Source organism: Streptomyces sp. NPDC059373 (assembly GCF_042751495.1).
Classification (GTDB): domain Bacteria; phylum Actinomycetota; class Actinomycetes; order Streptomycetales; family Streptomycetaceae; genus Actinacidiphila.
The window spans coordinates 219,390-240,914 of the sequence record NZ_JBHYXC010000003.1; the positions used below are offsets into that span (position 1 = coordinate 219,390).

The 21,525-nt window shown below is 63.6% G+C and carries 16 protein-coding genes and 1 pseudogene; 11 read left to right on the forward strand and 6 right to left on the reverse strand.

Features of this window, described 5'->3' with window-relative positions; genetic code table 11:
- The first annotated feature begins 239 nt into the window (after window positions 1-239).
- Window positions 240-545, forward strand: a complete 306-nt coding sequence (locus ACFXJ5_RS08795; protein WP_384628827.1) for a hypothetical protein — start codon at window positions 240-242, stop codon at window positions 543-545.
- A gap of 76 nt (window positions 546-621) precedes the next feature.
- A pseudogene (locus ACFXJ5_RS41255) lies at window positions 622-1,268 on the forward strand (transposase); the annotation flags it as partial.
- 19 nt (window positions 1,269-1,287) lie between these two features.
- Here ACFXJ5_RS41255 and ACFXJ5_RS08805 read toward each other — a convergent pair.
- The 6 genes from ACFXJ5_RS08805 to ACFXJ5_RS08830 all read right to left on the reverse strand — a co-directional run bounded on the left by ACFXJ5_RS08805 (window position 1,288) and on the right by ACFXJ5_RS08830 (window position 9,080).
- The gene (locus ACFXJ5_RS08805; RefSeq protein ID WP_384628833.1) at window positions 1,288-2,298 is read right to left on the reverse strand and encodes a DUF4238 domain-containing protein; all 1,011 of its coding nucleotides are present in this window, start codon (window positions 2,296-2,298) and stop codon (window positions 1,288-1,290) included.
- Window positions 2,299-2,816: 518 nt separating this feature from the next.
- A complete protein-coding gene (locus ACFXJ5_RS08810) occupies window positions 2,817-3,617 on the reverse strand; it encodes a phosphoadenosine phosphosulfate reductase (protein WP_384628836.1) in 801 nt (266 codons plus the stop codon).
- Window positions 3,618-3,865: 248 nt separating this feature from the next.
- On the reverse strand, window positions 3,866-4,543 hold the full coding sequence (locus ACFXJ5_RS08815; protein ID WP_384628838.1) for a hypothetical protein: 678 nt from the start codon (window positions 4,541-4,543) through the stop codon (window positions 3,866-3,868).
- A gap of 144 nt (window positions 4,544-4,687) precedes the next feature.
- The gene (locus ACFXJ5_RS08820) at window positions 4,688-5,599 is read right to left on the reverse strand and encodes a phospholipase D family protein (protein ID WP_384628841.1); all 912 of its coding nucleotides are present in this window, start codon (window positions 5,597-5,599) and stop codon (window positions 4,688-4,690) included.
- Window positions 5,599-7,464, reverse strand: coding sequence for an ATP-binding protein (locus tag ACFXJ5_RS08825; RefSeq protein WP_384628844.1), 1,866 nt, complete (start codon window positions 7,462-7,464; stop codon window positions 5,599-5,601). Before ACFXJ5_RS08825 ends, ACFXJ5_RS08820 begins: the two co-directional genes overlap by 1 nt.
- Window positions 7,461-9,080: a DEAD/DEAH box helicase gene (locus ACFXJ5_RS08830; protein ID WP_384628847.1), complete on the reverse strand. Its 1,620-nt coding sequence runs from the start codon at window positions 9,078-9,080 to the stop codon at window positions 7,461-7,463. Before ACFXJ5_RS08830 ends, ACFXJ5_RS08825 begins: the two co-directional genes overlap by 4 nt.
- Window positions 9,081-9,535: 455 nt before the next feature.
- Here ACFXJ5_RS08830 and ACFXJ5_RS08835 point away from each other — a divergent pair, with 455 nt between their 5' ends.
- The 9 genes from ACFXJ5_RS08835 to ACFXJ5_RS08875 all read left to right on the forward strand — a co-directional run bounded on the left by ACFXJ5_RS08835 (window position 9,536) and on the right by ACFXJ5_RS08875 (window position 21,495).
- Entirely contained in the window at window positions 9,536-10,705 is a 1,170-nt protein-coding gene (locus ACFXJ5_RS08835; protein ID WP_384628850.1) for a cysteine desulfurase family protein, read from the forward strand.
- Between the two features lie 57 nt (window positions 10,706-10,762).
- Complete coding sequence (locus ACFXJ5_RS08840; RefSeq protein ID WP_384628853.1) at window positions 10,763-11,860, forward strand: DUF4007 family protein; 1,098 nt, start codon at window positions 10,763-10,765, stop codon at window positions 11,858-11,860.
- On the forward strand, window positions 11,857-15,426 hold the full coding sequence (locus ACFXJ5_RS08845) for an ATP-binding protein (RefSeq protein WP_384628856.1): 3,570 nt from the start codon (window positions 11,857-11,859) through the stop codon (window positions 15,424-15,426). Before ACFXJ5_RS08840 ends, ACFXJ5_RS08845 begins: the two co-directional genes overlap by 4 nt.
- Before the next feature lie 2 nt (window positions 15,427-15,428).
- Entirely contained in the window at window positions 15,429-16,265 is an 837-nt protein-coding gene (locus ACFXJ5_RS08850) for a phosphoadenosine phosphosulfate reductase domain-containing protein (protein ID WP_384628859.1), read from the forward strand.
- A 232-nt stretch (window positions 16,266-16,497) separates the two neighbouring features.
- Window positions 16,498-17,013 carry a hypothetical protein gene (locus tag ACFXJ5_RS08855; RefSeq protein WP_384628862.1) on the forward strand — a complete coding sequence of 172 codons (516 nt, stop codon included), beginning with the start codon at window positions 16,498-16,500 and terminating at the stop codon, window positions 17,011-17,013.
- A 27-nt stretch (window positions 17,014-17,040) separates the two neighbouring features.
- On the forward strand, window positions 17,041-18,342 hold the full coding sequence (locus ACFXJ5_RS08860; RefSeq protein WP_384628865.1) for a DNA sulfur modification protein DndB: 1,302 nt from the start codon (window positions 17,041-17,043) through the stop codon (window positions 18,340-18,342).
- A gap of 200 nt (window positions 18,343-18,542) precedes the next feature.
- On the forward strand, window positions 18,543-19,622 hold the full coding sequence (locus tag ACFXJ5_RS08865; RefSeq protein WP_384628868.1) for a DUF262 domain-containing protein: 1,080 nt from the start codon (window positions 18,543-18,545) through the stop codon (window positions 19,620-19,622).
- Window positions 19,623-19,741: 119 nt separating this feature from the next.
- The gene (locus ACFXJ5_RS08870) at window positions 19,742-20,368 is read left to right on the forward strand and encodes a hypothetical protein (protein ID WP_384628871.1); all 627 of its coding nucleotides are present in this window, start codon (window positions 19,742-19,744) and stop codon (window positions 20,366-20,368) included.
- Between the two features lie 191 nt (window positions 20,369-20,559).
- Entirely contained in the window at window positions 20,560-21,495 is a 936-nt protein-coding gene (locus ACFXJ5_RS08875; RefSeq protein ID WP_384628874.1) for a DUF5655 domain-containing protein, read from the forward strand.
- Window positions 21,496-21,525: the final 30 nt, after the last annotated feature.

Here is a 21,525-nt window from a genome sequence, read left to right on the forward strand (position 1 = left end):
TCGTTCTGAAGACCGCCAACGCCTTGGCAGACACCACCAGCAGTAGGCGGTGGCGACTTGTGCCCCTTACCCCTCCTCGTGATAACGGGCCACGAACTCGCAGGTCAACGGCCATGAACGCAGATGGACAGGCGGTCTAGTCTGCGGACTTGCGCGGCTAACAACCGGTCCTGTCAGTGTGCTGACCCTGCACCTGCCCGGATGTCCCCGCGCTCCGTCCGCCATCGAAAGGCACCTTCGTGCGCTACCTCACTGCTGTTCCCGCCCTCGGGCCGATCGCCGGCGTTCTCGGGAACGCCTCCCCGTGGCTGGTCGGCTCCCTGCTCGTGGCGAGCCTGATCGTCCCGCTGAGCGACAGGCTGCTGGCCTGGCAGCAGCAACGTCTGGAGGCGGACCGAGCACACCTCGTCAACCAAACGCTCGCCTCGATTGCGGATCCCCACGAACGGCTGGAGGCACTGGCCCGGTTCGAGCCGACGAAGAACGCCTCACCAACGCAGTCGACGTCACCCCAGTTCCCCGACCCGGATCCGCCGGAACCCTGACTGGCACCCCGGCCCAACCCGGGCTCGGCGCGCGAGTCAGCTAGAGATCGGCGACGAGCGCATCAGCGACGCCATCCACCAACTCCTGGCGCTGGACCTGCTGCTGCACCGGATCGGCTGGAGCGTGCAGTTCGCGGCCCGGCAGGCCGCCGAGCGCGTGAGATGCGGATCGCCGGGTGGAATAACGAGCAGTGGCCTGTCATAAGAGGACGGCAGCGCACCTGGGCGCCTGGCTGTTGCTTCGAGGACGAAGCCGGCCAGAGGCTGAGGCCGTCCAAGGGCCGAACCTGGGGCCGGCGCGGCCGGACCCCGGTGGTGCGGGTGATCTATCGCACCCACATCGACTGCGGTTCCCGCAAGGGGCGGCGCAAAGGAATCACTGAGGCCGACTACGCGGCCCTCCTGAACGCCGCCCACCAGCAGCTCGGCGGCCCCATCGTTTTGGAGTGGGACAACCTGAACACGCACGTCAGCCGCACGATGCAGGAGCTGATCGCCGCCCGATTATGGCTGACGGCCTACCAACTGCCGCCGTACGCACCGGAACTCAACCCGGTCGAGGCAGTGTGGTCCCGCCTGAAGAGATCCCTGGCCAACCTCGTCAAGCAGAGCATCGACCAGCTGACCGCACTGGTGAAGACCCGGCTCAAACGCATGCAGTACCGCCCCGGCCTCATCGACGGCTTCACTGCCAAGACCGGCCTCGACCTTGCACCGCCATAACCCCCGCCGTTAACGATCTCTAGCTGGCGGGCGGCTCCGGGAGATTGGTCATCACCCGCTTGAATGCGTCAGAAGGACCATCGGGCAGCAAGAAATTCTCTGGCCGCTGGCTGACCTGCATCTCGCGGTCGCGGACCGACGGCAGTTCGACCCCTTCCAGGGGATTGTCATCGGGGTGATGGAACAGTTCCCTGCGCGCGTTCCACGCGAAACGCTGGTTCAGTTCCAGGGCCAGTTTGGTGTGGGTTCGCACGACGAAGTCAGGTCCTGGCGACGCCATCATGATGGCCGCCCGCCGGTCGATGGGCACCAGGACCGCTGCCGCATTGGCGATGCCGACGCCGTAAAAGCTCGGCAGCGTTTCCTCCCGCACCAACGTCACTGGGTGGTCCGGGATGAGCAGCGCACGGCGCTGGAAGCGAATCAGGCCCCAGGCGCGGCGCATGAACACGTCGTAGGCCGTCTTTATGGACTGGCCCATGGATGCCATGTGGTCGTTGACCGACATCTCGGCGTAGTAGTTGTCAAAGTCCGTCACCTCCGCCCACAGCGCCTCGACCTCCTCGTCCGAAACGGGTTCCGTTGCCGTCTCTTCGAGGTGTCTGCGGATTTCGGGCTTGCCTCCCATGGCAATCGCGATCTTGCCGAGCTGATCCGCCATCTCGTTGTGGGCCGTGCGAGCGGCAGGAATCCGCGCATGCTGGGCCGCGATCCACTCAGCGAGGACCGCCCGCTCATCGATCGGTAGGGGCCACACACCGTCGTCCAGGACCTGGCGGAGCACCTCGGCGGCCTGGCCTTCGAGGTCGGACAGCATGTTCTCCACGGTGTCGTCGAGCTGACCGGCCTCGTCGACCATCGAGTAGAAGTCGCGGTGAACGGTGACGTTCTTGATTCCGCAGGGATGCGGTGCCTTCCCGTCCAGGGGCACACGGACGAGGCTCTCACCTTCCGCGAACCGCCGCAGGAGCAGTTGCGGGACGGTGTGATGGCGGCGCTTGAGCTGCTGCTTTCCGGAGGACTTGCCCATGTCATGACGATACGGGCACCCCGTGACATCGTCATGGCCTTTTCCGAGGGCGACCGGCCGCCAGAAGGCGCCAGTACTCGGCCGTGAGTTCCAGCCTGCGCTTGCGTCCCCGCCTCGCCATCAACACTCCATAATGATCAAGGAATGTTGCGACAAGCGTTAGAACCCAAGCGTCGCTACTGGTCCACTTTTCAGCCGTCGCCGACACCGGCGGTCGGCGATTCACGATCTGAAGGCTGGCCGTTCAATCAACCCCACTCTCTTCCACGGGCGTAACGACCGCCTGAGACACCGATACTGCGCAGGAGCGCTGAACCGCACTTCGAAGTGGCAAGCGCCTCCGGAGGTCTTTGACACAAGGGCTTACGTGTTGTCACGGTTATTCGAAACGTGACCCCATATCGATGAAAAGCGGGCCCTGCCAGCATCGAGGCGGAGCATGCCGCACGTACGTGGAAGGGCGGGGCCTCTGCCCCGCCCTTCCACCGCAGTGCCGCACGTGGCCCTCCCAACGTGGGTCAGGTCATGCACCAACCGGAGTCACAGCTTCCGTCTCCGGTATCGTCGGGGCCGCGCATCGTGCGGGCGTCCGTGATGGCCTCGGCAAGTGGACGGCCGTACCGGGTGAGGTAGACGGGATCCCGTCCCAGCGCGGCACGGCGTTCGTTGATCGTTTCCTCCAGCTGCACTGACTTGAGGAACAGCTCCGGCTCGACCTGTCGCTGCTGCCGCCAGGCCCCGACGGTGCGAAAGGGGCAGAAGAAACAGGCGCTCTTGGGCGGGACAGGGAGTCCAGCCTCCTCGATGATGCGCTCGCAGTCGGTCCTGCGAAGCCGGAGGTCAAGGAGCGGGTATTCAATTCGCTCATTGGGCTCGCTTCGTCGGCGGTTGGCCCGGTGGATCTCGTCGAGGGATATGCCGATGCCCACCGTGGCGGGCTCGGCGGCCGTGGCGCCGTGTTCACGAAGCCACCGGCCGACCACTCTGATCTTGAAGTCGGCGGTGCAGGAGCGGCGTCCAGGCGCCCCATTGGCCATACGGACCGGGATCGGGATGGACCGGGTGTCCGGCCTGTTCAGCCTCTGCATGAGAGTCTCAGAAGTTCCGTCGCGGCGCACACGTTCCAGCTGCTGGAGGTCAATCCCGGCGCGGATGGCATAGGGGGCCGCGACCTCACGGATGTAAGCCAAGGTCGCCGGGTGCTCGCTGTCGTCGCCGACATTGGCGAAGAGAAAGGTCGGATAGTCGATCTCGCGGTGGGCGGCGAGGACGAGGAGGGCGGTTGATTGCACTCCACCGCCGTAAGAGATGACCTTCATGCGGCCACCGCGCGGTCGTGGACCAGGTGGATGTATGAGCGCTGCTTCGTTCTGCTGACACTGACTTCTGGCATACAAGGGCTCCGAGTGCGCGAGACAAGATCGAACACGAGAGACTCTATAGGCGATAGCAATGCTCAATCAACTGTTTCTCTCACGAGTGGACGTGAAGACCTTCCTGCTGGCTCGTGATCAGCTTCTCCATCCGTCCCGGCACAGCGGCGGCCAGGCCGCAGTCCCGTCTACGGTCAGTGCGCCTCGCGCTTGGGTCGGATCGCCACTGCGTGGCCTGCGGCAAGCACTGCAGCGAGGAACTCGGCGGCAGCCAGACTCTCTGCATTCGTGAAGGTCTGGGCTGGAGGAAGGCTCGGCTTCGGGCGTTTCGGGGATGACGGTGCGACTCTGCGCCCGCGTGGCTTTTGAGGGGCGTGATCGCCTGCGCGGAGCAGATCGACTTCGTGCGGCAGCACCGGACGGCCACGTGCTTCCGCATCGGATAGGACCGTCTCTAGGAGCCACAGCGGGGATCTCGACAGGACGAGATCGGCGTCCGCGATCTGGCGGCGGTTACGCCAACGGGAGATCGCTTGTTCATCCTCGCCCAGCAGACGGGCTACCTCTTTGATCCCAACGATCGTCGGCAGTTGCTCCGTGCTCCCAAGATCGCGACCGCCCGGGCTGCCGGCCCTGTATTGCGCCAACCGCTGCGGCGTTACTTCACGGCCACCGGCCCCACTGAGCTGGAGCACCGTCGTCAATAGCCAGTAAGGGTTTCCAGACGCCACCACGTCAGGTGCAGCCAGCGTCCCGGCGGTCCTCCACGCCTGCGACGTCTGACGCTTCACCCCATACAGGGCCGCAATCTCGGCGTGACCGAGCAGATACGGGATCCGTACCGCCGCCATGCCCACTACCTCTTTGATCATGTGGCAACTGAAGATGACCCTCGGCAGAGCGCGGGGTCAGCCAACGATATCGCTCTCGCCTCCCCCGCCGGAGCGACACCGGGCAGCGGCGGGAGCCACGCGCTGCCCAGTCGCGATCTTGCTCCGGAACCCTGGGTGCACGGTTCAGGTGATTTCTCGACCTTGTCTGATCTCCCATGGGCCGACCGGCACCAGGTGCACCTCGTCGAAGTAGTTCAGCCACTGAGCGATAGTCTCCACGGCGCGCTGGGCCTGCTCCTCTGTGCAGGCACCGCCGGCGGCCAGTTCTGCCTTCGCGTCGTCCATGTTCAAGGCGCCCACCTCGAACAGCCGCCGGATCTCCGGCATGGATCGGAGACCGGCGAGGACGGCCTTGCCGAATGCCTGCTCGGAGAGGCCGGGAGGGACGTCGAGATGCGCGAGGTCGCGGAGCACTCCAGCTAGGACGTGACCGCCGACGTTGCGGTGCCGCCCGCTATATACCCGATAGAGCCGTTCCGGGTTGCGTGTTTCCGGCAGCCAGTGAACGGGGATTTGGTCCTGTCCGGCGACCAATACCTTGGGCGCGTCTTCATCAGTCCGCAGCAGGTCAGCTTGCTCCCGGATCTGCCGCGCAAGATCTACGGACGCGGGCACGGAGTTGGCCCCGATGGCTTCAAGTACGCGCTGCACCTCCGGGTGTGCGGCATCGGTTTCCAGGAGTAACTCGATGTTGGCGTCTGGCACACGGCCAGTCGCCCTGCCGGTGAGGTTCGCCGACCCGACGAGGCAGCGGTGGTCGGCGATGTACAGCTTGGCGTGGAGGTTATGGCTCAGCACGATGCGGGCGCGTCCGTCGGCTTCGGCGATCTCGGCGATCTCGGGGTCCGACACGCCGGCTGCGACCTCGGCCACGGACCAGCGCGTGACGCAGCGGATCTCTTCAACGCTGGGCGGAATGACATCCAGCGCCGCCCGGAACACCTCCTTCTTGATGAAGGGAGCGACCAGAACGACGTGCTGGGTGGCGCCTTCGAGCAGCCGCTCAATCTGGTGCCAGATGTGATCGTTCGCCACTACTCGTCCTCGTCGTCCTCGTCGTCGGCTCCGAGGAATTCGCTGGCGATCCGGCCCCAGTCCTGCCTCATCTGCTTGGCCCGCGCACGGGGCCTCTCCGGCTGTTCGTCCTCGAACCTAGCCCAGGAGAGCAGCAGGAGCTTGAAGGCGGAGGCGGCACCCACCAGTCGGTCGATGAGTTCTTCCCGGCTCACGCCGTCGAAGTCCTTGTCCAGGACGGCGATCAGGTCGCTGTACACCGGGTGGTCCATGTTGAGGGCCACCTGGAGCAAGCCGGGGATGAACTCGACGTTGAAGAAGGCTGGCGAGTCAGGGTTCCGCGTGGTCAGGAGGCGGGTGTGCTTGCCTTTGGAGGTGGTCTCTTCGATGATCCGCTGCGCGTCGGCGGGACTGTACTTGTGGGTTTCGACCAGGCTCTCGAATTGCTGCTGCTGGCTTGCCTCTGGACTGACCTGCTCGGCCAAGGTGTCAGTGAGGCTCGGTTTGGTCTCCGCCCGGCGCCGCTTGACGGCCTCCTCGGCCTTGGTCTCCACCTGCTCGTGCCGCTTCCGGCTAGTACCCGTACCGCGGGTCTGGTCTGCCAGGTCCGCGCGTAGCTTGCCGAGCAGTTTCTCACGGATGTGATAGACGATCTGGATGAGGGGAAGGCGCGCATCGCCCTCCTCGCGGAGTACCTCTCGGAACTCCTCCCATGACAACCCAGCTGCCTCTTCACGCCAGTTGAAGTTAGCGAGTGCCGAGAAGATCGTCGCGGACTGCTTGTTATTGGTGACGCCGAAGACCTCATCGAGGGCAGGCGGAAAGTCGATCTCGACCCCCCACCACCGCTCGACCGGGTCGTACGAGTTGGTCCATCCGGTGTCGAGGTCGAGTTCCCGGTCGGCTCGGATCAAGGAAATGCCGAGGTTCTTGGCCGCGTGCTTGCCCCAGGGAGTATCGCCGGGCTTGAGACTGGGGGAGATTTCGCTGGGCCATTCCTGACCCTCGATGTCAGGGCGCCGAGAGGCATCCACGGCGAGCGAGGAGCGCACAAGAACGGGGTGCTCCTTGCCATCAGCACCCTCGACCATGAAACGCTGAACGCCGATCTCGCCGGTGTTACCGCCTCCAACGGGCCGGAACATCGGCCTGGTGTCGAACGGGACCGGCGTCGAGCTCGGGGCGGTCAGGTAGAGCGGATCGTTCGGCAGCGTGTCACGCACGCCTGGTAGTTCAGCCCAGCCGCGCACGGGGACCAGCTTGATCCGGGTTCCCTGAATGATCTTGCGTCGGTAAATCCGTCCGATGAGCTGCTCGGTGTTACCCAAGGTGGCTTCGGCACCACGCCATTGAACACGTTCCAGCTGCGTCCACTGGACGAGGGTCCCGGTGGGGCCAAGCCCTTCGGTGAGTGCCTGCCACTCAATGGGCAAACCGTCGTGCTTGGGCTCGGGTACCTCTTCCAGCCCCCGGCGCAACTCCGCCAGATCGAGGTAGGTATGCATCGCATTATCGGGACCATTGGTCCAGGACCAGACATCGACGCGGTCGCACTGGGAGATGCTGGAGTTGGGCAGGCCCACACCGAATCGCCCTATACCCTTGCGCTGCTGACGGGTTCCAGCACCAAAACGCAGGGACTGGCGCAGCGTCTCAGGGTCCATGCCAATGCCGTTGTCCAGTACAGCGAGCTTCTCCACCCTGTGGCGGGCGCGCAGGGACGGTCGGTCGGGGGACTCGACGACGAAGAGTTCCACGAGTTCGGCGCCGGCCTCGATGCCGTTGTCGATCAGTTCTGCGATGGCGTGTGCCGTGGATTTGTATCCGCTGTCCTGCAGGGCCTTGACCGTCAGATCGGCTGTGACGATCGAATACTTGGATGTCATTGGGCCTTCCACACGTCTTCCCAGTTGGTGAATGCGTCTGCCACGTCTCCGAAGCCCGGGAGTGTGGGATCAACAACGGTCACTACGTCGCATGTCGGGGTGCCGCCAGCTTTGGGGCCGCGGATGACCCGTCCGACCATCTGGCTGTAGAGCACCAGAGACCGAGTGGGTCGTGCAATGACAGCGGCGCTGGCCGCCGGGGCGTCGAATCCGGTCGTGAGCACACCGTAGTTGGACAGGACCATCGGTCGAGTGCCGGCGCCCTTGAAACGGTTGATGACCCGGTCGCGGTGCCGTGGTGAGGATTCAGCGGTGACCTGGTCGGCGTCGAGTCCGAATACGGACAGGATGGCGACCAGCAGGCGGCTGTGTTCGACGGAGGCGGCGAACAGCAGGATCCGGCGGTGCTGCTGGCTCAGGTCGAGGATGGTGCGTACGACCTGCAGGTTCCACTGCACGTTGTTGGCGAGTTGCCCGATCAAAGCTTCGGGGATATCAAAGGATGCAGCCAGTGCCTGCTTGTCTCGTGTGCTGAGCTCCATGCCGGAGTCAGCAGCCACGGTGCGGAAGTCCGGCCGTGCGAGGTACCCCTGCTCGATGAGGGCGGTAACAGGGTTGTCGTAGCCGTCGATCTCCAGCATCACCTTCTGGCGCGCGAAGAAGTCGGACAGCTTCTCGTCTTCGGAAATGTTGGCCCAGGTGCGGCCCGGGGTGGCTGTCAATCCCATCAAGCTCGCGTCACTACGTAGCGTGAGTGCGTCGACAATCCTGCGGTAGGTGGGTGCGATGGCCTGATGGGCCTCGTCGAAGACCGTGAGGGTGGCGGTCAGGGCGAGCCGGTCCAGGAAGGTCGGATCAGCCTTGGCGGCTGCGCTGGCCTTGTCGAGACCGAGCACGACAATTCCGTCCGTCACGCCACCGAGATCGGTGGGGGCATCGCCCCACATGCGAAGGACGGTGACTTCGCGGTTGCCGAGGTTGCCCCAGGCCCGCTCGAATTCCGCTGCGGCCTGCTCCAGCAGCTCTCGGCCACGAGCTAGCCACACTACGACGGTCGGCTCGCCCTGTCGCAGGTGGTCGCAGATGAGGTTCATGCCGGTGCGGGTCTTCCCGACGCCGGTCGGCAGATGTAGCACGGCCCGGCGTTCCCCGGAGTACAGCAGGCGCCGCACCTTGCTGGCGGCGAGCCGTTGGTGGGGGAACATCGCGTAAGCGGGCTGACTGCTGCTGCGGAAGGAAACGGGGACCTCGGGCGCCCGGTCGACGACCAGGCCGAGGAAGCCGAGAAGCGTACGGCGCTGTTCGAGCGACCACGGCTGTCCCTCAAGGAGCGAGCCCGGCTCGCCTGTACCTTCGAAGCCGAGTCGGACAGCGAGTTCCGCCCGCTTGGCGTCGGGCATCAGTTCCAGGAGCTGTGCTCGCTCTTCGGGGTCGCTGATCAGCTGTTCTGGCGACACAGCCGTTGCTGCTACCTTGCGGAGAGTCTCTTCGGTCCCGTTTCCGCCGTGGAGCAGATCGAGCAGCTCGCAGGCGTGCTCACCGAGCAGCCTCTTCACGTAGGCCACGGGAGCTGCGTCGAGGAGCGACTGAAACGCGATGCCTGGAGATCCGGTCATGGTGTTCCCTGGCTCCTGCCTGCCCGACGAACACCTGGTATTTCCCCGAATCGCAACCTTGGCCCCTTGTCTCTGCGTGCGGCGCGTCACATCACGGTGCGCAGAGGGTGCGCCGCGACCTGCGTACAAACACTAGTGGGGACCACTGACACCTCGCAGGACCCTCGGCGGAATCCGCGGCCCCGGCGCTCACCAGGCGAGATGGTCTGGCGATCGGAGAACTCAACTCCAGTGTTCTGACGCCCACTTCAGCTATGGGCACCAGCCGCCACCTATGCGAACATTAGTTCTCACAAGTGGCGCAACACGGGCACCGAACTGCACAAATCCAACCGGTTACCACCGCAGCGTGCTCGTCCGGCTAGGATCTCGGCGTACTGCTGGTGGAAGCAGTCGCACCGGGCGACGACTTCCTCCAGCTCAAGCGAGCAGCGGGTCGCAAAGCGGGGTGGAGCATGACAGAACGGGATCTTGATTCAGATCTGGCATACCTGGACTACAACGCGACCGCACCGACACGCCCTGAGGCCCTTGCGGCCACCCTTGACGCCATGCGCACCGTGGGTAACGCCTCTAGCACGCATCGTTCGGGACGCGATGCCGCACTGCGCGTTGACATAGCCCGTCGTCAGGTGGCCGGTCTACTCAACTGCTCTCCCGGAGAGATCGTCTTCACCTCTGGGGCCACCGAGGCGAACAACCTCGCCCTACGTGCGGCGTTCAGCGCGGACGGGGCTCTCGTAACAAGCACGGTCGAGCACCCCGCAGTGCTGGAGACCGCTAAGGCCCTTACGGGCGACGCCCCCAAGTCGCTCGTGCTGCTGTCGGTCGATGAAGACGGCCTGGTGGATCTGAGCGGCCTACACCTCGCGCTAGCCGGAAGAAGCGTAGCGATCGTTTCGTTGATGGCTGCCAACAACGAAACGGGCGTCCTCACGGACCTCGCCCCGATCGTCAATGCTGCCCACGCGGCAGGCGCCCTGGTCCATACCGACGCGACTCAAATGGTCGGTCGGTTGCCGATCGACCTGCTGGAGACCGATGTGGATCTGCTGTCGCTGTCGGCTCACAAGTTCGGGGGGCCGCAGGGCGTCGGTGCGCTGTTTGTTCGCCGTGGCATTGCCCTGCCGTACCGGCCGCTGATCTTCGGCGGCGGACAAGAGCGCGGCTGGCGGGCTGGAACCCTGAATGTCGCCGGTATCGCGGGCGCAGGAGCAGCGGCAGAAGCCTCCCGCCGCGATCTGATCGGCGACGGGGCCCGAATCGCACAGTTGCGTGACTCTTTGGAGCGCACGCTCGTTGAGCAGGTCGGCGATTGCCGGATCAACGGCGCGGTCGATCAGCGGCTTCCTGGAGTTACCAGCATCACGTTCCACGGCGCGCCGGCTGATGCGGTGCTCGCTGCTATGCCGGACGTCGCGGCCTCTGAGGGGAGCGCGTGTGCCGCCGGAGCACCAACTCCCAGCCACGTGCTCTTGGGCATGGGTCGCAGTCGGGAAGAAGCAGACTCCACGGTGAGGTTGTCCCTTGGGTACGCCACCACGGAGCGTGATGTCGATCGGGCTGTTTCCTCCATCGTCCGGGCCGTACGGAAGGTGCGAAAGCTCCTGTCGGCCCCGATCTGATTTCACGCATCAGCTTTGAAAACCACTGAAACCTGAACGGACACGGAGAGATCCCGCATGTCAGACACTCGGCTCGCGGAAGCCGCCCATTCTTCCTTCGCGCGCCATGAGACGTTCGCGCCGCGCTTTGGGTGGCTCCACAAGGCGTACATGCAGGTGAAGGACAACCCGCAGACGTTCCTCGCAGATGACGCTCCGGTGCAACTTGGCGTCGGCAAGAACATGGTCAATGCCATGCGCTATTGGTCCCGGGCGTTCAAGCTCACCCGTGAGCACTCCGGCGACGACACCAATTCGCGCGCCATGTTCTCGTACCCGACATGGGAGGCGCGGTGGCTGCTCGACGAGGACGGAGCCGACCCCTATCTGGAGGAGCCCGGCAGCCTGTGGTTGCTGCACTGGTGGCTTCTCTGCTCCCGGCCGGGTGCCAAGAGCTGGGCCCCGGCTTGGTATGTCGCTTTCCACATCGCGCCGTTCTCCCGGTTCACCGGGGAAGATCTGACGCAGCTGATCGTGCGTCACGTCAACCTGTCCTTCCGCGAAGGGCCGGTGGAGGCGTCCATCGCCAAGGACGTCGACTGCATCACCAAGATGTACGCCCCCGCGCCTCGGGGGAAGATCGGCGCCCCTGGCGCACTTGAGGACTTGCTCGCCTGCCCCTTCCGTGAACTCGGGCTACTGGAGCAGGTTGGGCAGCGGGGCAAGATGGAATGGCAGTTCACCACCGGCGTTCGCACGTCCTTGCCGGCCCGCATCGTGGCGTACGCCTGCCTGGACTACGCGGCCCGCACGACCAACGGTGCCGGCTCCATCTCGCTGGCCCGCCTCGCCAACGAGCACGGCGGTCCCGGCCGGGCGTTCCGTATCCGCGAACCGGATATCGCCGCAGCCCTGGAGAAAGTCTCCGGTGACCATCCTGGCTTGCAGATTATCGAGGCAATTGGGCAGCGGAGCCTCGCGTTCTCCTCTGATCCGTTCGAGCTGGCCTGGGACGTTCTGGATGAGCAGTACGACAAGGTCCGCTCACGACCGGGGTTTCCCACTCGCGATGACTGGAAGCGCCAGTACCCCAAGCTCGTGGACGCTGAGAAGCGCGAGCTGAAGAACCAGGACGCCGTCGAGCCGCAGCTCGCCCTGACCGAGGAGACCGTGTGACCACCGCGACCCCCATGCGGCGCAACGCCGCCGACAAGAACCCCGGTGGCCCGCAGTTCCCGACCGGCATCACCTTGGTCGGCTCTCAGATGCGCTCGACCAATCTGGAACGCGACGTCCAGACCGAGCTGAACTCTCTCTACATGGGCACGCGGGCCGTCGATGTACTGGAACGCGTCACGAGTTCCCTTGGTAATTTGCGCCGCCCCCGGTCCTGGTCGTTCACCGGACCGTACGGCTCCGGCAAGTCCACTCTGACCAACCTGATCGATGCGCTCCTCGGTCATGACAAGGTTCGACGCACCGAAGCGGAGTCCCTGCTCGAAGCCACCAGCCCCAGTCTCGCCAAGCGTCTGCCCGCCGGCCGGGAGCAGCTCGCCCCTGCCGGCTTTCTCGGCGCTGTCGCCACAGCCCGCCGCGAGCCGCTCGTCGCGACGCTGTCGCGGGCTCTACACACTGCGGCTCAACGGCGCTGGAAGACCCGCCCGCCCAAGGCAGTCGCTGCGGCCCTCGGCGCCTGCGCCGACCCGGCGACCGCATCACCACAGAACATCCTGAAGGCCGTCGAAACCCTGTGCGCGCTGCAGCCGCTGCTGCTGGTCATCGACGAGTTCGGCAAGACCCTTGAGCACCTAGCCGGACACAGCGAGTTCGCCGGCACCAAGGACGACCTGTTCCTGCTGCAGGAACTCGCCGAGAAGAGCGCCGGCGATGAGGGTCTGCCGCTGTTCATGATGACGCTGCAGCACATGTCGTTCATGGACTACGCCGCCCGCTCCAGCGAACTACAGACCCGCGAGTGGGCGAAGATCCAGGGCCGGTTCGAGGACATCACCTTCACCCCGCACATCGGCGACGCCGTTCAGCTGATGCGCCGCCGGCTCGACCAGTCCGCTGCCCCTGAGTCCGGCCAGAAGCTGATTCGGGCCCAGGCCGAGGCCGCCGAGGAGGCCTGGAAAGATCACGGCCTGAACACCGTCGTTGACCTCAAGGCAGGGGACTTTGCGGATCTGTACCCGCTGCACCCGCTGACCGCGGTCGCGGCCCCTCTCCTCGCTGCTCAGATCGGCCAGCACGACCGCAGCCTTACGAACTTCCTCAACAGCGACGAGCCCAACACCGTCCGCCGCTCGCTGGACCTGTTCTCGCTCGCCGAACCGCAGCGGGCCAGCACCATCCAGCTTCCGCAGCTGTACGACTTCTTCCTCGACTCCGGCCGTACCTCCCTCCTGGCCTCCACCAACGCAGGCCGCTGGATCGAGATCGAGGCCAGGGTCACCGAGGCCAATGGACTGTCCACGGCCGACCAGAACCTGCTGCGCACCATCGGCATGCTGAATCTGATCGACTCGGACGGTGCGCTTCGAGCGACCGCCGCAATGATCTACTTTGCGCTACATGAGCCGTCCGACGGGGCGGACGCGAAGGCTTTCGCCGCCCTTGAGAAGCAGCTGCAAAGCCTGGTCGACCGGGGCTTCCTGGTACACCGCAAATTCAACGGTGAGTACCGGACATGGCTCGGCACGGACGTCGACATCGACGGCCGTCTGAAGGACATCACCAACCATCTCGACAGCACGTACGTCGTCCAAAGGCTCGGCGAATATCTTCCTCAGGCGCTCACCGCCGGCCGTCACAGCCAGGTCACCGGGATGATGCGCGCCTTGTTCACCCGCGTCACCGGCCCTGAGACCAAGACCGTCAAGGGCCCGGATGAGCTCAACGACCACGCTGACGGGCTGCTCGTCTTCCACCTCGGTACGACCGATGACCGGCCCGTGGTCAAGTCCTCGCTGCCGGTAGTGCTCGGCGTCACCGAGGAGCCGGAACTCGTCCTAAGCGCCGCGACGTACCTCGTAGCCCTCCAGGAGCTACTGCTCGACAAGTCGCTGGACCCGGTAGCACTGCGTGAGATCAGGGAACGCACGACAGGGGCCAAACGCGAGCTGCTGGAACTCCTCGACGCAGCCTTCTACCCGCAGACCCAGCGTGCGACCTGGCGGTTGTGGCGCTCGGGGATCGCCGCCGACGACAGCGAAGGTGAGGTGATCGAGGGCCGCAGCCTCAGCGGCCTGGCCTCGATCGCCTGCGATCGCGTTTTCTCAGCCACTCCGCACATCCGCAATGAGATGCTCGGCCGCCACGAACTCACCAGTCAGGGTGCCAAGGCCCGCGGAATACTGCTCACAGCGATGCTGCTGAAGTCCGGTGAGCGGTATCTCGGCATCGTCAAGCACCCGGCTGAGCGTGCCATGTACAGCGGAGCCCTGGAATACATGGGCCTGCACCGGGAGAACACCGGCACCCCGGCGGACGACTCGTCGACCTCCCTGTTCCCGTACGGCTTCTCCCGCCCGGGTGCCTCCCACCCGTACACCCTGCCGGTCTGGGAGGCCCTGGAGGCGTCACTCACCACGGCGGACAAGCGCACCAGTCTCGACGAAATCTTCCGTGCTCTGATGGTGCCGCCGTACGGTGTCAAGGCTGGCGCCGTGCCGTTGCTGGTCGTCACCGCACTGATCCTGCGCAGCCAGGACGTAGCGCTGTTCGAGGAGGGCACCTACCTGCCCCGCCTTACACCCGACATCGTCGAGCGCATGCTCAAGGCCCCGAAGCGCTTCTCCGTAAAATCCACTCCACTCGGTGACGGCCTGCGCCAGAGCGTCGTAAAGAATCTGTCGCTTGCCCTGAAGGTGGACTCTCCGCGCTCTCAGGCCATCCGTAATCCAGCGCTGCTCGCGGTCACCCGGGCGTTGATGGAGCGGGTGATGGTCCTGACTCCCTACGCCCGCCGCACCAAGCGAATCAGCAAGGACGCCGTCGCTGTCCGAACCGTCCTGCTCACCGCTCAGGACCCGGACGACCTGCTCTTCCACACGCTGCCGCAGGCCATGGGGCTGGATCCGATCAGCCCTGAGGCGCGCATCAGCACCAGCGGCAACAAGGGCTACGCGGAACGGCTCGCTGCCGCAGTGGAGGAACTCTCCGGAGCGGAGACGGCACTGCGGGCCGAGGTCATCGAGACCGTCAGCCGCGAGTTCCGTCTGCCCGCCTCACTGCCGAAGCTCCGCCGTGAGCTTGCCGCACGTCTCAAGGGCTTCGCCGGCGTCTCCCTGAGCCTGGACCTGCGGGGCTTCGTCTCCATCGCTCTCAACGAGTACCTGGCGGATGAGGACTGGCTCGACCCGCTGATCGTACGGCTGTCGAACTCGGCCCTCGGCGACTGGTCCGACAACGACGCGACCGTCTTCTCCCGCCGCGTCAAGGAGATGGCTTCCGCTCTCGACCGGGTCAGTCACCTGTACGAGAGCCGCGAGCAGACCACCGACGAGACCGAGAATCTCCAAGCCAGGCTGCTCACGCTGACCGACAACGACGGCGTCGAACAACGGACACTGATCTACGTTCCGGAGCAGTCCCGCCAGGAGGCCGACAGCCTCGCTGTCAGTGTCTTGGAGCAAGCTAGGAACATGCTCGGTCCAGACGGCGCCCGCATTCTGCTCGCCGCCCTCGCCCAGCGCGTGGCCGAGCCCGTTACCAACACTGCAGTCGAGAGGACGGAGTGACCATGACCGACGACACCACTTCCAAGAAGAGGGTCCGGCACGTCCTGGGTCTGTCCGGCGGCAAAGACTCCTCCGCACTGGCGATCTACATGCGTGACCGCGTGCCGGAGATGGAGTACTTCTTCTGCGACACCGGGGCTGAGCTGCCGGAGACCTACGAGTACCTCAACAAGCTTGAGGCGGCAGTCGGCAAGCCCATCACCAGGCTGAACACGGACCGGGACTTCGACCACTGGCTGGAGGTCTACCAAGGCACCCTGCCGAGCCCCCAGATGCGCTGGTGCACCAAAAACCTGAAGATCAAGCCGCTGGAAGAGTGGGTAGGCGAGGACGAGGTGATCTCCTACGTCGCCATCCGCGCGGACGAGAACCGACTCGGCTACGTCAGCACCAAGCCCAACATCACCGCGGTCTTCCCCTTCCGCGAGGACGGCATCGACCGCGAAGGCGTCGGCCGCATCCTCGACGAAGCGGGCACTGGCCTGCCCGGCTACTACGAGTGGCGCACCCGCTCGGGCTGCTACTTCTGCTTCTTCCAGCGCAAGCACGAGTGGGTCGGGCTCAAGGACCGCCACCCCGAGCTGTTCGACAAAGCCGTGGCGTACGAGGAGAAGATCCGGCACCAAGGGACCGCCATGCAGGGCCGCGACTACACCTGGTCACAAGGGGAGTCCCTGCATCAGCTGATAGAGCGTCGGGACGACATCGAAGCGAAGCACCAGGATGCGCTCGATCGCGCTGCGAAGCGCGTGAAGCCGAACCGGCCTCTGCTGGAGGTCCTGTCCGACGCGTTGGACGCGGACGACGACGAGGCCGGCTGCTCGGTCTGCCACCTCTGATTGACCGAAGTACCCCAGTGGGCCCCGATGGTGATGGTTGATCACCATCGGGGCCTACTTTCGTCTCATCGCACCGACTGTCAGTGCCGCGTGCAAGGATGTTCCTTCACCTACCGACACTGCAGCCGGAGTGCCTTGAGGAATGGCGACACCAGACACCCATGAGCGCTCCGTCATCCGCCACCGCACTGAAGCCGGCCCATCACTGGACATCCGACTCGGCATCGCACCCATGCTCGATGTCCCAGCCCACAGAGTCCTGCAGGACGACCTGGAGGAGCATGCCTCTCTCTGGGAACAAGTCCTCGCAGTCGAAAGTCTCGGCAGCGCGCTACCCGACGAGGCCGGGCTCTACATGTTCGTCTGGCGCCCATCGATCAGGCTCGCGATGGCTGACGACTCATGGAGCAGCTTCCACCAGGTTCTCTACATAGGCCAGGCAGGCGGATCAGGCCAACGCGGCAACACGCTCCGAAATAGGTACAAGGACTACAAAAAGCACCTTCGAGGCAACCCCGAGAACCTCTGGACCGAGGAGCCTCCGACCACGCGGGCCGGCCGGCTCACGCACTACCTTGCCCTTCGCCCGCTGGAGTTCTGGTTCGCCACAGTCGACGACCGAGCCAAGATCAAGAACCTAGAGGCCCGGCTGATCAACTTGTACAACCCACCGCTCAACAACCAGAACCGGCCGAAGCTGCGTGGCCGGCTCAGCAGCATCCCCCAACCTGCTCTGCGCGATAGCTGACTTCAGCATCCCGACACCGAGGAAGACATGGCATCCAAGACCTTCGTCCCCGCCTTCAAGGCCCAGGTGGGCAACTGGACCTACTACTCCTGCCTCATGAGCTACGCGCAGGTGGCGCGAGAGATCAACTTCGCGCATGAGCTTGGGGGCAACCAGGACCTCGGCACCATGATCCAGCGAGGCGTCGGAACCCGCACGGCACAGATCACCGACTACCTACTCAGCAACGAGAACCGCTTTCTCGGGGCCATCATCATCGCGGTGTGGGGTGGGGATCCCAACTACCTTGAAGTAACGATGGACACGGACGATGCGAACCAGGCAGTACTTGCCGGCCTCGACCGTAACTTCGGCGTCCTCACCTTCGATGGAACGCAACAGTTCTTCGCCCTCGACGGTCAGCACCGTCTCAAAGCGATCAAGGATGCGATCAAGCGTGACCCCGACTTGGGTGGCGAAGACATCAACGTCATCGTCGTACCCCACTTCGACACCCCGGACGGACGTCGCCGCACCAGGCGGTTGTTCACCAATATCAACCGCAATGCGAAGAGCACCAACGCGCAGGAAAACATCGCGCTCGACGAGGACGACAGCTTCGCTATTCTCACCCGCCGCCTGCTCGATGATCACCCCTTCCTGAGCCGGGACAAGGTCGTCCTCGTGTTCAGCAAAGTCGGCCAGGACGGCGAACTGGTCCTCGCCCAGCGCTCGATCACCGCCACCAGCCCTGCCTGGAGCACGATCGGTGTGCTCTACGACGTCGTCAAGGAAATCGGCTTCGACCTCCCGTGCACCGTGGAGCAGTCGACGCAACGGGCTACGGACGATCTCCTCGACCAGAGCTACGACCTCCTCGCGGTACGTATCCAGGATCTCCTTGACTCCTGCGGGAACCTGCGCCAGCGCTACCTCGCTGCCCAGGCCCCCAAGGATGTGCGCGCTCCGAAGGGTCGCGATGGTGCAGGGCACCCGTTCATGCGGCCGGCGGTGCAAGTGCAGGTTGCTCGGGCCGTACGGCACATCCTGGAGCAGCAAGCGCTGGAGTGGGACGAGTTGGTGAAGCGCTTGTCAGGCCTCGACTGGAAGATGTCAGCAGCACCCTTCTCGTCCATGTGGATCGAGACTCCTGAGGGGAAGCAGCAGGGCAAGATGGCCAGCGGCAAGGACCACACCCAGCTGCTCTACGATCTGCTTCTCGTCCACCTCGCCCCGCGCACAAAGGTACAGATCACCAGGGCACTTCGTTCCTACTCCGACCTGATGAAGACCAAGTACCCTGTCCCGATGGAGTCGTTGACTGCCCTTCTCCCGATGGACGCTGACTGAGCCAACCCGTACCTCAAGTGGGCTGCAGTGAACGGTCACGCTAGATCCTTGTCACCTGTGCGGTCGTTCATCTTTCGGCTCCGACACTGTGGTCATGCAGCACGCGGCCACGTGCGTGAATTCGCCGAATCATTCACAAAACACCACCCTAAAGACGAAACTCATTTAAGAGGTCACCGGTATTAATGTTAGGAGATTGCATGGAAGCCATCAATGAGACATGGACCGTTTACACGGTACATCAACGGCGGCGCAGGATCGATCCACGACCGCCGTATCAGCGCGGTCCGGTATGGAGTCCGAAGAAACAACAACTGCTCATTGACTCCCTACTACGCGGCTATGACATGCCGAAGATTTACCTTCGGAAGGTATCCCGAGACCCGTACTCACACGAGGTAATCGATGGCCAACAGCGATTGCGCGCGCTGTGGTCATTCCTCGACAATGAATATCCAATCGGAGAGGATTCGAGCGATCTCCCCGGAGACCTAGTGGGAAAACTCTACTCGGAACTTTCGGAGGACGAGCAGGATAGTATCGGACTTTTCAAGGTTAGCATCTCCGAACTGCGCGATACATCCGATATCTCCGTGCGCGAACTATTTCTTCGACTCCAGGAAGGAGAATCACTAAACGCAGCCGAGAAGCGCAATGCCATGGGCGGCCCCGTACGGGATTTCGTAAATTCCCTAGCGGAAGAACACCCATTGTTCCCCGTATTGAATGGGAATCCAAACAAGCGGTTTTCTTGGCAGGAACTAGGCGCCATCGCGTTGCGCCTGGAGCTGTCTGACGGCCCAACAGATCTCAAAGCAAAAGATCTGTACGATATGTATAAGGATCAAGACTTCTCCCCGAACGGACCTGTTGCCACTAAGTGCACTGCGACCCTGGATTTTATGGCCCGAGTCGCACGCACCGGCCCGGGGAAGCTAAAGACCCGCTGGGCCTTTGTGGACCTCTACCTGGCACTGCGGATTCTACTCAATGAATACGATCTTAAGGGGCTAGAAAGGGATATTCTAGAGAGTCATCTGGTTCTTGAATCCGAGAGGGTACAAGCATCAGGGTCACTGGATGAGCTTCTTGCACAAGATGATCAAGGCGCGCCCGATCCAGCCAGAGTCGACCTCTTCAACTATATTTCCGCCTTCACACGCGAAGGTGCCACACGTCGCAACGTGGAAGCTCGGCATCAGATCTATCTCAAGAGGCTGCGAAACACTCTATTCTCGGAGGACGAATCCCTCGAAGACTCATCCGCCACTCACGACTGAACGGCATGAGGATGAATACCGCCGTTTCAATCGTGCGCGCTATTATCCAGGCAGCTGCTGCGGCCGTAGTGGCAACCAATAGTTTGCGGGCTCCGAGTCACAAAAATCGAGTAACTCTCGTGACTGCAGTGCTGATTATCGCGGCAATGGCTATTTACGAACCAATCAGAACGTCTCGGAAAGAGCGGAAAGACGCACGAGCCAGAGTAAGACAAAGTAAAGTAATTGCGGCTCTCGGATCCGCCTTGGCCCAGATTGAAGAAGTCACAGCCTTGCGCGCTAACGAGATTGGGTTGCAAGCATTTACCATCGAGCGAAAATGGTACAAGCGAAACGACCGTCTCGTTCGACTCGCCCGCCTTCGATTCAATGAAACGCAACCACCAAGCGAGATCAGTTGGAGTGAAGGAAAAGGTGTTATTGGCGAATGCTGGCGCGTCCGCAGATACCACGAATACAATTTCGACACCAACCACTCTCATCAAAGCATTTGGACTGAGCAGATTTGGGACACCCTAGCTCAAGATTTCACTATGGGAATGAGCTGGCCCGAGTTTGAGCAGGTTCGCGGGCGGTACGGAATAATCGGGGCGTTTCCGATGGTGCATTCAGAGACCCATCGCTTAATTGGCGTTTTTGCTCTCGATGGGACTCCAGGAAATTACAGCAACCTTACAGCTGGTCCAGTGCGAAAGATATGCGCGTCAACGGCAGCGCGCATTGCCGACCTCTTCACCGACGAATAGCGTTCACGATTAAACCGTCACTCGCATCTACCAGGCCGGAGCTTCACCTCAGCGGTCGGCCGACAGCGTCCACCATGGACATCCACCGGGCGGCAGTGATCTGCAATACGCCACGGACGCCCGAGCCCGGAATACTGCCTGCCTCGGGGCGATTGTTCCGTAGAAGATGTTGGGGTGAACGGGAGAAGCCGGTGAACGATCTGAAGCTGTTCCGCGTCGTGGATGGCAGGGCAGTCGAGGTCGCCGGATCGGCGGTGGCGCTGGAGCGTCATCTGCAGACCCTGATCGAGGCGAACATGGAGGCGATGCTCGGCATCCGGTTCCTGGCCTCGGAGTACGCCACCGGCCCTCGTCATCGCGGGAGGATCGATTCACTCGGTCTCGACGAGAACAGCAACCCGGTCATCATTGAGTACAAACGTTCGAATGGCAAGGCGGTGATCACGCAGGCCCTGTCGTACCTGGCGTGGTTGCGAGATCACCGACACGAGTTCGCGAGCCTGGTGAAGCAGCGACTGGGCGGCGAGGCAGCCAGTTCGGTCGACTGGAGCAGTCCCCGTCTGGTGTGCATCGCGGGAGATTTCACCGTGCACGACGTGAACTCCTTGGAGGAGATCGGACGCCGCATCGACTTGGTGAGCTACCGCGACTTCGGAGACGGGCTCCTGGCGCTCCAGCTCGTGGCCTCCATGGCCGGCTCCTCGACATCACCTCGGAACCTGGTCGGTGCCATTGGTGCCCCGTCGGTCGCGTCTGCGGGTGGCGGTTCGGCGGTCAAGTCCGTACGGCAGATCTTCGAGGGTGCACCCGAGTCCCTGCGGGATCTGTATGCCGACCTTGATGCGATGCTGATCGGCCATGGCGATGTCCAGAAGGAGTTCCAGCTCCACTACATCGCCTACCGCAAGATCAAGAATGTCGCTACGGTCCGCTTCCAGCCCCGCAGCCACACGCTCGTGGTCCGGCTCACCATCGATCCAGACACGGTGGAGCTGTGCGAGGGCTTCACCCGCGACGTTCGGGGGATTGGGTGTCTGGGCACCGGCCCCCTAGAGCTACGGATCCGATCCCAGGAGGATCTGGCAAGGGCTGGCGACCTGGTTCGGCGCAGCGTCGAGGGAAGCTGATCCCAGGACTTCAGGGTGTTCGGGTCATCG

Excerpts from the sequence above, each read along its gene's own strand:
- ACFXJ5_RS08855 (WP_384628862.1), top strand. The coding sequence starts at position 16,498 with ATGCTCGATGTCCCAGCCCACAGAGTCCTGCAGGACGACCTGGAGGAG.
- ACFXJ5_RS08850 (WP_384628859.1), top strand. The coding sequence starts at position 15,429 with ATGACCGACGACACCACTTCCAAGAAGAGGGTCCGGCACGTCCTGGGT.
- ACFXJ5_RS08810 (WP_384628836.1), bottom strand. The coding sequence starts at position 3,617 with ATGAAGGTCATCTCTTACGGCGGTGGAGTGCAATCAACCGCCCTCCTC.
- ACFXJ5_RS08805 (WP_384628833.1), bottom strand. The coding sequence starts at position 2,298 with ATGGGCAAGTCCTCCGGAAAGCAGCAGCTCAAGCGCCGCCATCACACC.
- ACFXJ5_RS08830 (WP_384628847.1), bottom strand. The coding sequence starts at position 9,080 with ATGACCGGATCTCCAGGCATCGCGTTTCAGTCGCTCCTCGACGCAGCT.
- ACFXJ5_RS08825 (WP_384628844.1), bottom strand. The coding sequence starts at position 7,464 with ATGACATCCAAGTATTCGATCGTCACAGCCGATCTGACGGTCAAGGCC.
- ACFXJ5_RS08860 (WP_384628865.1), top strand. The coding sequence starts at position 17,041 with ATGGCATCCAAGACCTTCGTCCCCGCCTTCAAGGCCCAGGTGGGCAAC.
- ACFXJ5_RS08840 (WP_384628853.1), top strand. The coding sequence starts at position 10,763 with ATGTCAGACACTCGGCTCGCGGAAGCCGCCCATTCTTCCTTCGCGCGC.
- ACFXJ5_RS08815 (WP_384628838.1), bottom strand. The coding sequence starts at position 4,543 with ATGATCAAAGAGGTAGTGGGCATGGCGGCGGTACGGATCCCGTATCTG.
- ACFXJ5_RS08865 (WP_384628868.1), top strand. The coding sequence starts at position 18,543 with ATGGAAGCCATCAATGAGACATGGACCGTTTACACGGTACATCAACGG.
- ACFXJ5_RS08835 (WP_384628850.1), top strand. The coding sequence starts at position 9,536 with ATGACAGAACGGGATCTTGATTCAGATCTGGCATACCTGGACTACAAC.